This window comes from Clostridium fallax, from assembly GCF_900129365.1.
GTDB lineage: Bacteria > Bacillota > Clostridia > Clostridiales > Clostridiaceae > Clostridium_AH > Clostridium_AH fallax.
The window spans coordinates 1-15,118 of sequence record NZ_FQVM01000013.1 but is presented as its reverse complement, the minus strand read 5'-3'; the positions used below and the strand labels follow the sequence as shown (position 1 = coordinate 15,118).

At 25.0% G+C, this 15,118-nt stretch carries 15 protein-coding genes and 1 other annotated feature; of the genes, 6 read left to right on the top strand and 9 right to left on the bottom strand.

The window, feature by feature from the left end:
• Nucleotides 1-89: 89 nt before the first annotated feature.
• Entirely contained in the window at nt 90-389 is a 300-nt protein-coding gene (locus tag BUA70_RS07715; protein ID WP_072895883.1) for a hypothetical protein, read from the top strand.
• 82 nt (nt 390-471) lie between these two features.
• On the opposite strand, the gene tpx is transcribed toward BUA70_RS07715, so the two are convergent.
• The 3 genes from tpx to BUA70_RS07700 all read right to left on the bottom strand — a co-directional run bounded on the left by tpx (nt 472) and on the right by BUA70_RS07700 (nt 2,865).
• Nucleotides 472-969 carry a thiol peroxidase gene (tpx, locus tag BUA70_RS07710; protein WP_072895879.1) on the bottom strand — a complete coding sequence of 166 codons (498 nt, stop codon included), beginning with the start codon at nt 967-969 and terminating at the stop codon, nt 472-474.
• 220 nt (nt 970-1,189) lie between these two features.
• Nucleotides 1,190-2,326 carry a pyridoxal phosphate-dependent aminotransferase gene (locus tag BUA70_RS07705; RefSeq protein WP_072895876.1) on the bottom strand — a complete coding sequence of 379 codons (1,137 nt, stop codon included), beginning with the start codon at nt 2,324-2,326 and terminating at the stop codon, nt 1,190-1,192.
• Nucleotides 2,326-2,865 (bottom strand): cob(I)yrinic acid a,c-diamide adenosyltransferase, encoded by a 540-nt coding sequence (locus BUA70_RS07700; protein ID WP_072895872.1) that lies wholly within the window; start codon nt 2,863-2,865, stop codon nt 2,326-2,328. Before BUA70_RS07700 ends, BUA70_RS07705 begins: the two co-directional genes overlap by 1 nt.
• A gap of 165 nt (nt 2,866-3,030) precedes the next feature.
• Between BUA70_RS07700 and dapD the strand changes: the two genes are divergently transcribed.
• Nucleotides 3,031-3,741 carry a 2,3,4,5-tetrahydropyridine-2,6-dicarboxylate N-acetyltransferase gene (dapD, locus tag BUA70_RS07695; protein ID WP_072895869.1) on the top strand — a complete coding sequence of 237 codons (711 nt, stop codon included), beginning with the start codon at nt 3,031-3,033 and terminating at the stop codon, nt 3,739-3,741.
• A gap of 83 nt (nt 3,742-3,824) precedes the next feature.
• On the opposite strand, the gene BUA70_RS07690 is transcribed toward dapD, so the two are convergent.
• Nucleotides 3,825-4,481 (bottom strand): single-stranded DNA-binding protein, encoded by a 657-nt coding sequence (locus BUA70_RS07690; RefSeq protein ID WP_072895867.1) that lies wholly within the window; start codon nt 4,479-4,481, stop codon nt 3,825-3,827.
• A gap of 130 nt (nt 4,482-4,611) precedes the next feature.
• Entirely contained in the window at nt 4,612-5,364 is a 753-nt protein-coding gene (locus BUA70_RS07685) for a polysaccharide deacetylase family protein (protein WP_072895864.1), read from the bottom strand.
• Between the two features lie 121 nt (nt 5,365-5,485).
• Between BUA70_RS07685 and BUA70_RS07680 the strand changes: the two genes are divergently transcribed.
• Nucleotides 5,486-6,016 (top strand): DUF4364 family protein, encoded by a 531-nt coding sequence (locus tag BUA70_RS07680; protein WP_072895860.1) that lies wholly within the window; start codon nt 5,486-5,488, stop codon nt 6,014-6,016.
• Between the two features lie 109 nt (nt 6,017-6,125).
• Nucleotides 6,126-6,374, top strand: a complete 249-nt coding sequence (locus BUA70_RS07675; RefSeq protein ID WP_072895856.1) for a TIGR03905 family TSCPD domain-containing protein — start codon at nt 6,126-6,128, stop codon at nt 6,372-6,374.
• A gap of 231 nt (nt 6,375-6,605) precedes the next feature.
• Here BUA70_RS07675 and BUA70_RS07670 read toward each other — a convergent pair whose 3' ends face one another.
• From BUA70_RS07670 to BUA70_RS07660, 3 genes are all read right to left on the bottom strand, one after another.
• On the bottom strand, nt 6,606-7,913 hold the full coding sequence (locus BUA70_RS07670) for a bifunctional folylpolyglutamate synthase/dihydrofolate synthase (protein WP_072896033.1): 1,308 nt from the start codon (nt 7,911-7,913) through the stop codon (nt 6,606-6,608).
• Between the two features lie 371 nt (nt 7,914-8,284).
• Nucleotides 8,285-9,427 (bottom strand): HNH endonuclease domain-containing protein, encoded by a 1,143-nt coding sequence (locus BUA70_RS07665; protein WP_072895853.1) that lies wholly within the window; start codon nt 9,425-9,427, stop codon nt 8,285-8,287.
• Nucleotides 9,428-9,533: 106 nt separating this feature from the next.
• Nucleotides 9,534-12,176: a valine--tRNA ligase gene (locus tag BUA70_RS07660; RefSeq protein ID WP_172607492.1), complete on the bottom strand. Its 2,643-nt coding sequence runs from the start codon at nt 12,174-12,176 to the stop codon at nt 9,534-9,536.
• Nucleotides 12,177-12,372: 196 nt separating this feature from the next.
• Nucleotides 12,373-12,605 (bottom strand) — a binding site (T-box leader).
• Between the two features lie 149 nt (nt 12,606-12,754).
• On the opposite strand from BUA70_RS07660, the gene BUA70_RS07655 reads away from it, so the two are divergent.
• Entirely contained in the window at nt 12,755-13,102 is a 348-nt protein-coding gene (locus BUA70_RS07655; protein WP_072895847.1) for a tetratricopeptide repeat protein, read from the top strand.
• A 913-nt stretch (nt 13,103-14,015) separates the two neighbouring features.
• Complete coding sequence (locus BUA70_RS13210; protein ID WP_242977315.1) at nt 14,016-14,174, top strand: hypothetical protein; 159 nt, start codon at nt 14,016-14,018, stop codon at nt 14,172-14,174.
• 166 nt (nt 14,175-14,340) lie between these two features.
• On the opposite strand, the gene BUA70_RS13055 is transcribed toward BUA70_RS13210, so the two are convergent.
• Nucleotides 14,341-15,118, bottom strand: a 778-nt coding sequence (locus BUA70_RS13055; RefSeq protein ID WP_072895844.1) for a coiled-coil domain-containing protein, incomplete at its 5' end; no start/stop codon positions are given.

Below are 15,118 nucleotides of genomic sequence, written 5' to 3'. Positions count from 1 at the left end.
ACTTTTAAAAAAATTATGTTATAATTTGTATTAGAAATATATATAATTTACATAATATAAATTTATTTATCTAAAAAAGGAGAAATACTGTGAATAATACATTATATCAATTAATACCTATGATATTAGCACTAGGAATAGGTCAAAGTATTTATCTACTACTTGATAAAAAATGTCAAATTACAAAGAAAATAAAAATAAAATTAAGCATTAAACAAAGGTGGCAAGGATTTTTTTGTGTTTGCTTTGCAATGATAAGCTTATTAGCTATAGGAATTTTAGGAATATATGTAATTGATATAGAGCCATTAATATATTCTGTATCATGTGGTCTTTTAATAGGTGTAAGTAACATTATGGCTTATAAATTAAACACCATAAGTGAATAAAATATTTCTACATAAAATTAAAAAAGAGCAATTAATTGCTCTTTTTTAATTTAATACAACATAAACACTATAAAGCATAGTCTTATTTCATTGCATTTTTTGCTTCTTTTAATATAACATCATAACTTGGTTCTGATGTTATTTCTTCTAAATATTCAACAAATATTAACTTATTATTTTCATCTACTATAAAAGATGCTCTAGTTAATAAACCTAGCTCCTCTATATATGTTCCTGTAACCTTACCAAATTCCCTATCTTTATAATCTGAAAAAGTTTCTACATTTTTAACTCCTTCTGCACCACACCATCTAGCTTGAGCAAAAGGTAAATCCATAGAAATTGTATAGCAACTAATATCTTTTAATTTTTCTATTTCTTCATTAAACTTTTTAACTTCCATATCACAAACTGGAGTATCTATAGAAGGTACTGATAAGAATATTCTTACTCCTTTAGTATCTTTTAATGATCTTGGTTTAAGTTCATTATCTATAACAGTAAAGTCCTTTAAAGTATCTCCTACTTTAACTTGATTTCCTAATAATGTTACTGGCGCTCCTTGAAATTTAACCTTCATAATTAAATTCTCCTCTCTATATATTAAATAATATTTATTTCTCTTTATACATATATTATAAACAATAATTATTATTTGTAAATATGAATTTTTAAAAAATAACAAAGTTAAAAGAAAAGACATATAAAATTTAAACTTTACATGTCTTTTTTATTTCTAACTTTATTTTAATAATATTATTATACTAAAGATAAATTTATATTCTAAAATTAATAAATATTTATTTAAAGCTATTTATAAAGATTTCTATTCTATTTAACGCTTTTTTAAGCTCTTCAATACTATAACAATAAGATATTCTAATGAATCCCTCTCCACGACTTCCAAAAGCTGTTCCAGGAACACAAGCAACCTTTCCTTTATATAAGAGTTTACTACAAAAATCTTCTGATGAAAGATTAAATTTTCTTATATCTGCAAAAATATAAAAAGCTCCTTTAGGATCAACAGATTCTATTCCTATTTCTCTAAGCTTATTTACTACGTAATCTTTTCTTCTTATAAATTCTTCTTTCATAATTTTCACATCTTCTTTACAATGCTTTAATCCATATAATACTCCATATTGAGCTATAGATGGTGCACAAGATACATTATATTGATGTACTTTCATAATATTTTTCATATATGGTTCTTTAGCACAAAAATATCCAACTCTTAATCCAGTCATTGAAAACATCTTAGAAAATCCGCTTACATATATAACTTTATCCAAAACTTCTTCTTTTTGTGCTATTGAATAATATTCTTCAAAACACAATGCCTCATATATTTCATCTGTAATAATAGCTATATCCTTATCCTTTAAAAGATTAAATAAATCTTCCCTATCTTTTTTAGATAAAATAGCACCAGTTGGATTAGTTGGAAAAGATAAAACTAAAACCTTAATGTTATTTTCCTCTAAAGCTTTTTCTATTTCCTTTATATCTAAAGTGAAATTTTCTTTTAAGGAATAATTTATAACTTCTCCACCTAAAATTTTAACTATATTTTCATAAGCTGGATAAGAAGGATTAGGAATTAAAACTTTATCCTTAGGATTTATTAAAGCAGATATTACTGAGTATAATCCTTCACTACCACCTACAGTTATACAAATATCCTCTTCTTTATATTTTATACCTCTTTCTTTTAAGTATAATGATATTTCTCTCCTTAAAGAATCAATTCCAGCATTAGGCGTATATACAGTTTTATTTTCTTCTAAAGCTCTTACTATTTCTTCTTTTATTCCCTTAGGAACTGGGCAATCCGGTTGACCTAAGGTAAGGGAAATAGCTCCATTTACTTCTCTTACCTTATTATAGAATTTTCTAATACCAGATATCTCTATTGCATTTAGATTGTGATTCATTAAAATTCTATCCCCTCTCTAGCTGGTACTCCTTCATTAAAGTAATGTTTTATATCCTTCATTTCTGAAACTAAATCTGCTTTATCTATTATTTCCTTAGGTACATTTCTTCCAGTCATTATAAGCTCCATATTTTCTGGCTTTGACTCTATTAATCTTATAACATCTTCTATAGTAAGAAATTTATTGCCTAAAACCCCCATTATCTCATCTAAAATTAATATATCACATTGATTTTCTTCTAAAACCTTTAAAGCAAATTCATAGGCTATTTTTATTTCTTTTTTTAACTCTTCTATTTCCTCATCCTTTAAAGTCCAAACAAAGCCTCTTTTTTTCTCAAATCTAAAAATTTGAAGGTCTGGATAAAACTTTTTAGCAGAAACTAATTCTCCTGTTTTTCCTGTTTTTAAAAATTGAATCATAAAAACTTTCATTCCATCTCCTACAGCTCTAAAAGCTAATCCAACCGCTGCAGTAGTTTTACCCTTTCCATTTCCTGTATATATCTGAACATATCCTTTATTCAATTTACCCAACTAAAATCACCTCACCTTATAATTCTAATATTATTTTACTCCAATATAAAAATAAATAAAGGCTATTCTAATATAAAATTTAACAATACCCTTTAATATTTGATAAATTTTGATTATAATAAATTTTGTAATGAAAGTTTAAAAACAGTAAGAAAGGATGATAAAATGGATTACAATTTTACAGATCCTTATGAAATTGCTAGATTTATAAAGGAATCTAAAAAATCAACACCAATTAAAGCATACATAAATGGAGATTTATGTGAGGTAGATAAAACTAATATTGAATGGTATGGTAATGGTAATTTTTATATTTTAGTAGGAGAAAAAGACTCTATATTAAAATTAATTGAAGAAAATAAAAATAAAATAAATCATTACAGATTAGAAAATGATAGAAGAAATTCTGCTATTCCAATGCTTAACTTATTAGATATAGAAGCTCGTATAGAGCCCGGTGCTATAATAAGAGATAGAGTTTCTATTGGTAAAAATGCAGTAATAATGATGGGAGCTGTTATAAACATCGGTGCTGAAATAGGTGAAGGTACTATGGTAGATATGAATGCAGTTGTTGGTGCTCGTGGAAAACTTGGTAAGAGAGTTCACTTAGGTGCTGGTGCTGTTGTTGCTGGAGTTTTAGAACCACCTTCAAAATCTCCTTGTACAATAGAAGATGATGTTTTAATAGGTGCTAATGCAGTTATCCTAGAAGGAGTAAAAATAGGTAAAGGTTCCGTTGTTGCTGCAGGTTCTGTTGTTGTAGAAGATGTTCCTGCCGGAGTTGTTGTTGCTGGTACACCTGCAAAAATAATAAAACATGTAGATAATCAAACAAAAGATAAGACTCAACTTTTAGATGATTTAAGAAAATAATAAATAAGCTTTTTATTATTTTCATCTAAATAAGTAATAAAAACCTAGCAAAAATTGCTAGGTTTTTATATTAGATTATACCTTTAAATTACAATATTTTCTTTGTCCTCTTCAAGGGAATCCTTTTCAACCAATTCCATTTTAGAAATTGATACCTCATAAGCTACCTTCTTTACAGTTTCATTTTCAGAAATTTTCTTTTGATATTCCCTGCTTTGAAGTCTACCCCAAATTCTTATATTATCTCCAACTTTTAAAGATTGACAAAATCTTGAATTTCTTCCCCAAGCTATAGTTGGTATATAATCTGATTTATTATAGGCTCTATTAACGGCTAAAAGCACATCTGCAATTTCTCTTCCAAAAGGTGTTGTTCTATATACTGGAGACTTACATATATATCCGTCTAAGAATATTTCATTTGGATTTTTGCTTCTCTCAGTACAAAACTCAATATTTCTTGCAAATACTGTTAATATAAGTTTATTTGCTCCATCTATAAACTTATTATATGATCTTAATTGACCATCAACAATTATTTCATCCCCAATTTTTAAATTCATATTAGTTATTAATCTCTCGGAAACAGTTACATTTAGAATATCTTTTGAGTCACTAAGTCTTACTACTTCTAACCCAAAAGTATAAAATCCTTCTCCATACATTTCATGACTAAATTCAAGATCAGAAGCTACAACTCCCTCAAGATAAATTTTATTGTTTAACATTAAATTCTCCATGTTAACCCCTCTCTCCCATTGTATTTTACACTAATTTATATATTTGTATATTAGATGTTTATTATAATGTAAAAGTTAAATAACTTATTTCCATTATAATACATTTAATACCAATTTTTTAATACATATTTTAATTATTTAAGCTGTTCTTATGCTGTATACCGTTGTTATCTACTATATAGTCTTCTTTATATATCATTTCTCCTACTGTCAAAAATGAATAATTTTGCTCTTTAAGATTACTTATAATCTTGTCTAAATTTTCAGGCGTAAATTTACCATTATTATGGAATAATACTATAGATCCAGGCTTTACATTTTTTATAACCCTATTATATTCTTTATCAAGCCCTAATTGTTTCCAGTCTAAACTATCCACATCCCATTGTATTGGAAAATATCCTATACTATTTACAGTTTTTATTACTTCTTCATTATAGTCACCACTTGGACACCTAAATAAATTAGTTTTTATTCCTGTATGCTCCATAATAACATCTTCTGTTTTTTTTATTTCAGATATCATCCTTTCTTTACTTATATTAGTAAACATAGGATGTATATAACTATGATTTCCTAATTCATGACCTCTATTTTTTATTTCTTTTAATTTTTCTATGTTTTCATCACTATAGTTTATCCACCTCCCCATAAGAAAAAAAGTTCCCTTAACATTATATTTATCTAATACATCTAATATGTTATAAAGATATTCTGTTTCTGCCCAATTTATGTCAAAAGTTAAAGATAATACTTTTTCTTCTTTATTAACAGAAAATATAGGATTATTAGTATTATTATCTTTTAAAAAATTATTAAAATAAAAGACAAAACCAAGCAAAACAAATAAAAAACTATATAAAATCTTTCCATTTTTCTTCATAAAGTTTTTCCCCCTTCTAAATAATCATATTCAAGAGTAATTAAATAAATACTAATTTTAAAGCATTAATTAATAATTTATGATATAATTAACTATATTTATAAGTTTGGAGGGTGGGTCAATGTATGAAAATACATTAGAACTAGCTGAATTAAAATTATTATTACTATATATATTAAAAGATGTAAAATACCCTATTTCTAATACCCAACTAACAGAAATAGTTTTAGAAAATAGTTTTATAAACTATTTTACTTTACAGCAGTATATTGGCGAGCTAATTTCTTCTGGATTTTTACAATACGAAAAAGGTGAAGATGATAAAAAGCTTTTAAAATTAACTGAAACAGGAGATAAGGTATTATCTTTATTTTATGACAGAATTTCTCCTGCAAAAATAAAGATAATAGATGATTATATAGAATCTAAAATAGATAAAATAAAAAAGGAGCTTACTACTACTGCCGATTATGTTCCTGATAATGATGATACATTCTTAGTAAAACTTAAAGTAGTGGAAGGCTCAACATTGCTTATGGACTTAAAGGTAAATGTAGCCTCTAAAAAACAAGCTAATGCATTATGCTCAAAATGGAAGGATAACCCTTCTGAAATCTATAATAAAATTATTACTGCTTTAATTAGCGAATAAATATAGTAAATAGTAATTTTAAGAGCTATATTTTTTATAAAGCTTAAATAACATTTATAAAATACATAAGGATATAATAATTATTATATAAGTAAAAAGGGGAGATTTTATGTATTCATACAAAACTAGCGGTGTATGTTCAAAAGAAATTAACTTTGATATTGTAGATGGTAAGGTTTCTAAAGTTTCTTTTACAGGTGGTTGTCCAGGTAATCTTAAAGGAATTAGTGCTTTAGTAGAAGGAATGAAAATTGATGAGGCTATTACCAGATTAAAAGGACTTACTTGTGGAGATAAGGAAAGTTCTTGTCCAGATCAACTTTCTAAGGCTCTTGAAGAATATTTAAAAAGCAATTAATAAAAAAAATACACTTAAAGATAAATATCTTTAAGTGTATTTTTTATTAATTTATCTTCTTATAAAGTCTATTAATATCATAATTAATTCTATAGAAATATAATTACAATGAATTTAATTTAAATTTATAAAATAAAAAATATAGATACTTTGAATATTAATAATACTTTTTATTTAAAGTAAAATACATTTATTAAATTTTCTTAATATAATTTTACATTTAATATCCTACTATTTTCTTTCTTTAATATAATTATTTATTATCTTTCTCATATCTCCTATCATATACAAAGAACCACAAACAAGAACTAAATCCTCTTCATCTGAAAAATCTAAAGCCTTTAAAAATCCTTCTTTATAATCATCATATAAAAAACATTTTATATTATTTTCATGAAAATACTTAGCCATAATTTCTTTCTTCTCCGCTCTATCACTATGAGGAGATAAAATTATTGCTTTATCTATAATCTTACTAACTTCATTTATCATTTTATGAACTTCTTTATCTCCTAAAACACCTATTATAAGATTAATCTTTTTATAAGCAAAATATTCTTTTATAGATTTAGTTAACTTTTCTATTCCGTCTATATTATGAGCTCCATCAATAACTACTAAGGGTTTATCCTTTAAAACTTCCATTCTCCCTATCCATTTAGCATGTTTAATACCATTTATTATATTATCTTTACCTATATTAACACCTATTTTATTTAGTATCTCACAAGCTTTAACTGCTAAAAGGCAATTTAAGGTTTGATGACTTCCTAAAAGACTTAAATTTAAATTATACTTTTCATTTTCTGTTCTAATTTCTAATTCTTGAGTAAAATTTTTACCCCTAGGATTTATATGTTTTATCATGGAATTATCTACTTCATAAAGGATAGAATTTTTCTCTTTACATATTTTTTCTATAACTACCCTTACCTTTTTATCTTGCTTATAACTTACAACAGGAATATTTTCTTTTATTACCCCACCTTTTTCATAAGCTATCTTCTCTAAAGAATTTCCAAGTATATTAATATGATCATAGCTTATAGAAGTTATAACTGATAAGATAGGTGTTATAACATTAGTAGAATCTAATCTTCCACCAAGTCCTACTTCTATAACTCCCAAATCTACTTTTTCCTTATAAAAATATAAAAACATTAAACACGTAATAATCTCAAACTCTGTTGGATTATCATATCCAAGTTTTATTACCTTATTTACAGCCTTACGAACTTCAGTTAAAGTCTCTGATAAATTCTTTTTAGAAATATTTTTTCTATTAATCTGAATTCTTTCCTCAAATTCTTCTATAAAAGGAGATGTATACATTCCAACTTTATATCCACAATCCATTAAAACAGATGTTATTAAAGATGTAGTTGAACCTTTACCATTAGTTCCTGCTATATGTATTAATTTTAACTTCTTATGAGGATTCCCTAAAAATTCTAAAATCTTTTCAGTCCTTTGAAGACCATAATTTGAGCCAAACTTAGCTGTTTCTGTAATATATCTCATAGTTTCTTCGTAACTCATTATATTATTTTTTTTATTCATTTAAATAAATCACCTACTAATTAAAAATTTAATATTTATATTAAGTAATACTAAATATTTTATATTTTTTATTTAAAGTTTGTCAATTTTAAAGTCTTTAAAAAGAACTACTAAAAATTTTTTCTTGTGATTCTTAAATATATATTTTAGTTTTAAATTAAAATATTTACAAAAGACCTTTTAATCTAAAAGCTAAGTACTATATATACTTAGCCTTTTATTTATCTTTATTAATTCTTATTTTATTTATAATATAAAACAATTATATAATAAGTTTTCATATAAAAATCCCATTCATATTTAATTTTTTTAAATAATCTAACTTATATAAAAAAATTAAATATATCATTTTATTCCTTACTCCATATATCATAACCTTTATTATATGCAATTTGATATAGTGGCTCAATATTTGCCTTTAACTTATTAGTAAACTCATCCCTTGTAATAAAATTTTTATTATTTACACATATATTTATAGAAGTATATTCTTCTAAATTTGATTTATACTTTTTATAGTTTTTTTGCATAACATTAAAAAATTTGAATTGAATATCACAGAATTTATTTAAATATAAAGTTAAGTTTGGCAGCTTATTATTTTTCGAACTATTAAATTTACTAAATGTAGGTACTAAATTCCATAATTCATCATGCAAAACAAAACTCCAAGGAATAAAATGATCTATACTTAAATTACCATATAACTTAAAATTATAATCACATAACTCCTTTTCTGTATAAATATCTAATAATAATATCTCTTTTTTTATAGAATTCCATAATTTTTTTGCAATATTGAGATTTCTTTTAAGAGGTGCCTTAATTTTAAATGGTATTGCTGGAACATTAGGATTTCTTTTTTGTAGATAACATATAAGTTTATAATTAATCCACCCATAAACTAAATTTTGATTATTATATATAAAATCAAACCATTGTTTATTTATAATTATTATTTTATTTTCATCATCTATTTTATAAATAGATCTATTATCTATTTGTGTTAATTCAACAACAGCTTTATTAATTAAATAATCTTTTTTTATTTTTGATAACTCCAATAAATAAAAAGGTGTTAAAAGTCTATATGGAACATATTTCATTAAATCTTTAATATATTTTTCAACTTCTATATCATTTATATTTTCTAAAAAATTAATTAAATTTGTTTCCGTCATATTTACATCAACATCATATTTTTTATGTATAAGCTTTACTAAATTATATAAATTATCAGAAAAGCCTAATAATAAGTTATATTGTGTTACAGAATACCAAGCTTCTGTAACCATTCTTAGAATAACTCTTCTAAATGAAATAATATTATTTTTTAAAGTAATTTCTTTAAATAATCCTAAAAACCAATAAATCTTATAACTATTAGTAGTTGAATCAAAAATTCTTTCAAAACTATTTAAATCTAAACTTGATTCACTAAAAAGTTCAGTTGTTTTTCTTCCTTGTGCTTCATATCCTTTAATACCTAACACTAAGTATCTCTCCTAATAATATGCTTTACTTAAATAATATAAAAATAAATTAAATAAAAGACCACCTACTTTAAAAAGTAAGTGGTCTTTTGCCTAATTTATATAGTTACTTTAATTTTTCTATTCTTTCTAAAACAGCTTTAAGCATTTCTTTATACTTTTCGCCTTTAGCTTTCTCTCCATCAACAACGTCCTTTGGAGCTTTACTTACGAATCTTTCATTTGAAAGTTTCTTTTCTACTCTATCTATTTCTTTTTCTAATTTTTCTTTTTCTTTAGCTAATCTTCCAAGTTCTTTTTCCTTATCAACAAGGTCTAAAAGTGGCATAAATAACTCCCCACCTTGGCAAACTACAGAAACTGCATTTTCAGGAACTTGATCTTTTGAATTTATAAATTCAACATCACTTGCTGATGCTAATTTTTCAAAGTAAGTTGCTCCTTCATTGAAAGCATTTTTAGCCTCTTCTGATATAAGAGCTATAACTTTAGCCTTTCTTGAAGGTGGTACATTCATCTCTGCTCTTACATTTCTTAAAGATTTAATACCTTCTATTATATATGCCATATCTTTTTCTGCTGATTCACTACATAATTCTTTGTTAAATTCAGGCCATTTTGCAATTGTTATTGATTCAGTTTCTTCTGAAATATGAGTGTATATTTCTTCTGTTATAAATGGCATTACTGGATGAAGAAGCTTTAATCCTGTAGTTAATACTGTGTATAATACATTATAAACTACTCCTTTAGCCTTTTCGTCTTCTCCATATAAAATTGGTTTTACAAGCTCAATATACCAGTCACAGAATTCAGTCCACATAAAATCATAAACTTTTTGAAGAGCTATTCCAAGTTCAAATTTATCCATATTCTCTGTAACATCTAAAACTAATGTGTTAAGTTTTGATAGTATCCATTTATCAGCTAAGCTATAATCTTTATTATCTTTATATTTTTCCATAAGATCTTTATCAAGATTCATCATAACAAATCTTGAAGCATTCCAAATCTTATTTGCAAAGTTTCTAGCTGCTTCAACTCTTTCTGGATAATATCTTATATCATTTCCTGGTGCATTACCTGTAACTAACATAAATCTTAAAGCATCTGCTCCATAAGTATCTATAACTTCAAGTGGGTCAACACCATTTCCTAAAGACTTACTCATTTTTCTTCCTTCAGAGTCTCTTATAATTCCATGTATTAATACATTTTCAAATGGAGTTTCTCCCATATTATGAATTCCTGAGAATATCATTCTTGCAACCCAGAAGAAGATTATATCATATCCAGTAACTAAAGTACTTGTTGGATAGAAGTATTCTAAATCCTCTGTTTTATCTGGCCATCCAAGAGTTGAAAAAGGCCATAATGCTGATGAGAACCATGTATCTAACACATCAGTTTCTTGCTCTAATCTTTCCGAATTACACTTAGGACAGCAACTAGGTGCATCTTCCCTAACTATTATTTCTCCACAGTCTTTACAATACCATACTGGTATTCTATGTCCCCACCATAACTGTCTTGAAATACACCAATCTTGTATGTTTTCCATCCAGTTAAAATATGTTTTTTCAAATCTTTCTGGTACAAATTTAGTTTTCTTTTCCTTAACTACTTCAATAGCTGGTTTTGCTAAAGAATCCATTTTTACATACCATTGCTTTGATATTATTGGCTCTACTACAGTACCGCATCTATCATGAACTCCAACATTATGAACATGAGGTTTTATTTTAACAAGTAGTCCTTGCTCTTCTAAATCCTTAACCATAGCTTTTCTAGCTTCATATCTTTCTAAGCCTTGGTATTTTCCACCTAGTTCATTTATTATTCCCTTATCATCCATAACTCTTATTTGAGGAAGATTATGTCTCTTTCCTACTTCATAGTCATTAGGATCATGAGCTGGTGTTATTTTAACAGCACCTGTACCAAACTCTAAATCAACATAATCATCTGCAACTACTGGGATTTCTCTTCCTACTAAAGGTAATATTAAAGTTTTTCCAACTAAGTGTTTATATCTACCATCATTAGGATTTACAGCTACTGCAGTATCTCCAAGTAATGTTTCTGGTCTAGTTGTTGCAATTTCTAAAAATTCATCTGAATCCTTAACTGGATATTTTATATGCCAGAAGTTTCCTTCTTTTTCTTCATACTCTATTTCAGCATCTGATAAAGCAGTTTGACATTTAGGACACCAGTTAGTTATTCTATTTCCTTGGTATATTAATCCCTCATTATATAACTTAACAAAAACATGTTTAACAGCTTTATTTAAGTTTTCATCCATTGTAAATCTTTCTCTTGTAAAGTCTGCTGAAACTCCCATTTTCTTAAGCTGAGTTCTTATTCTTTCTCTATATTCATCTGTCCATTCCCATACTTTTTCAAGGAAAGCTTCTCTACCCATTTCTTTTTTCTTTAAGCCTTCTTTTAAAAGTTCATTTTCAACCTTAACCTCTGTTGCAATACTTGCATGGTCTTCTCCAGGTACCCATAAAGTACAGTATCCTTGCATTCTTTTAAATCTTATAAGCATATCTTGTAAAGTATTATCTAATGCATGACCTAAATGTAATTTTCCAGTTATATTTGGAGGTGGCATAATTATTGTGTAAGGTTTTTTACTTTTATCTACTTCTGGTGTGAAATATTTTTTTTCTTCCCATGTTTTATATATTCTTTCTTCAAATTCCTTCGGACTATAAGTTGTAGAAATGTTTTTATTTTCTATCATATAAAAATCCTCCTTTATATTTTCTTATTTAAAAGTTTCCTTATTAAAATAAAATAATAATAAACATATTAAGGCTCTTTATGTAATTCTTATTATTTTAGATATTAATAAAAATTTATGTATAAGTTTTACACTTAAAATATTATTGATTTTAAATTAAAAATCTTTATAAAATAAAAAAGGTCTTCATCCTATAAAGGACGAAGACTCGCGGTACCACCTTTTTTTATATAAAATAGCTAAGATAACTAAATTTATATACTCTTAAAAACATTAACGACATTTTGCCGTCTTTACCTACTAATATTTCAGCAAAGCTGCTCCAAAGCTACCTTCAAAATACAAAACATAGAAAATCTTACAGCCTATGAATTTTCCTCTCTTAAAGCTTTTAATATTTTTACTCCTCTTTTTCTTAGCATTTTCCTTTTTAATTTAAAATATATCTTATATTATAATACCAACAATACATATGTCAAGAATATATTTATATAGAATCTAAGATTATTTGAATATAATTATATCTTTTGGAAATAATTACAATATATCATTTGTATTTATTTTAGGAGGTAAATATGAGTTATTTTTTAGAAGGTAATTCTTTATATATTAATAAAAATTATGAGAAAGCTCTTTCTTTCTATAAAAAGGCTATAGAGCATAAAGAAAATGAACCTCATGCTTTATATAATTCTGCAGTATGTTATATAAAGTTAAAAGAATATGATAAAGCTATAAAAATGATAGAAAATACCTTATTACTAAATTTAGATTCTAAATATTTTTTTAATTTGGCTTATTGCTATTCTATGAAAGATGATAATAAAAAAGCTTTAAGATATTTTAATATAGCTTGGGCTATGAATAATGAGGATAAAGACTGTAAAAAAGCTATTGATCTTATAATTAAAAATTTATTATAGCTTAAAATAAAAAATAAAATACCTAAATATTATTTGATTTAATATGTTAAAAACCATACTATTAAGTTTTTATAACATTAAAATAAATTATATAAATTCTATTTTGTTATATTTTAAGAACTTTATTAATTTAAAGTTCTATTTTTATAGTAAATATTAATCTCTAATAATTTATATCTATACTTTGACCTTCAAATTACTTGCAAAATCATAAATACTTATAAATAAAAAGACTAACATCAATCTACACTAATTATATAATTTAACTTTTAACATTAAATTATTATAGTAATTTTAAAATATAATTATATATAAATATCAATACTTTATATTTTTAATATTTACCTATGTAAAATACTAAATATAATAAATTTACTTTAATTTTTATTATACTTTTTATTTTTAAAATAATACTTATGTTTAAACATAATATAACTTAATAATTTACTCAATTTACTATTTAGTTTATATAATTGTTTTTTTAACTAATATTATATATATAATAAATTTACTTAAAAATTAGTTAGGGAGGTTAAAATCTTTAATGAAAACTATTAATTTTAAATTAACAAATGGTTATAAAATTAAGTCTCTTTGTATAAATGATTGAAAAACTGTTTTTAAGTTATGTGAAAAATATTCTGATTATTATATTCTTCACTATGGAATATTACCAGCTATAAAAAATCTAAGGGAAATATTTAAAGCTCTACCTACAAATAAAGGTTATGAAGATAAATTACTTTTAGGAGTATTTACATCTTATAATAAATTAATTGGTATAGTGGACTTTATAAGGGACTTTCCAGCAGTAGGAGAATGGATGCTTGGATTAATGCTTATTGATCCAGATAAGAGAAGCATTGGAATAGGAAAAATTGTACATAGATCATTAAGTAAATAGGCAATTAGTTTGGGAGCAAAGTCTTTTAGAATAGATGTAATTGATGAAAATTATAAAGGACTTGGATTTTGGTCTAGCTTAGGATATAAAAAAATTAAAGAAACTAATATGGAATTTAAAAGAAAGACACACATGGTAAATGTTATGAGATTAAATTTTTTCAACTAAATTTATAAATATTAAAATTGATTAATTTTCTTAATTTTATTTAAATAAAAAATGGACAAATTAATTTAACTTGTCCATTTTACATTGGAAAATTTTTAATAATATTATATATATAAAATAAAGAAATACTAATTCTAAAATATAATTTTATTAATAATTAATATTGTTAAAAACATTTTTTGCAAGGATTATATCCTCTTTGTTGAGCTTCTTCTACTGAAATGGGTGTACTAGATTTAGTGTTTCCACACTTAGGTATTCTATGATACTTTTGTCCTGTTGGAGTAATATACACAGTTGTTGATTGATAATTATTGTGGTTAACATTATTTTGTTTATTATTATATCTATAATTGTTTACATTATAAGAGTTATTAGATTTAGATTGTCTATTTTCCTCAACTTGTTGTTCTGATTTATTTTTTTCCTCAGCTTTAGCTTTTTCCTTTGCTTTAGCTTCTTCCTCTTCCTTAATCTTAGCTTCCTCACTAGCTTTAATCTTAGCTTCTTCTGCCTTAATCTTAGCCTCTTGTTCTTCTTTAAGCTTGGCCTCATTCTCTGCTTTAAGTTTAGCCTCCCTTTCTTCACTAAGCTTCTCTAATTCAACACTTTTTTCATCTATTCCATTATTTAAGTTGTCATTTACTTCTTCTAATTTTGTTATTTCAGAACTTATATCATCTATTTCATGTTTTGATTGTAATTCATCTATTTTATTAGCTAAAGTATTTATTTCATTAGTTGCCATATCATATTTATCAGAATAATCTACAGGATTAAAATAACTTATTATGCTCAATACTATCGCTATAATTATTGCTATTTTATATCGAAATAAAAACTTTAAAAATTTATTATTTTTCATTGGTTTATGTCTTATATTATCCCTATAAAACATTACTCTATTATTATCTACTATTCCTATAGGTCCAAAATTAGGGGTT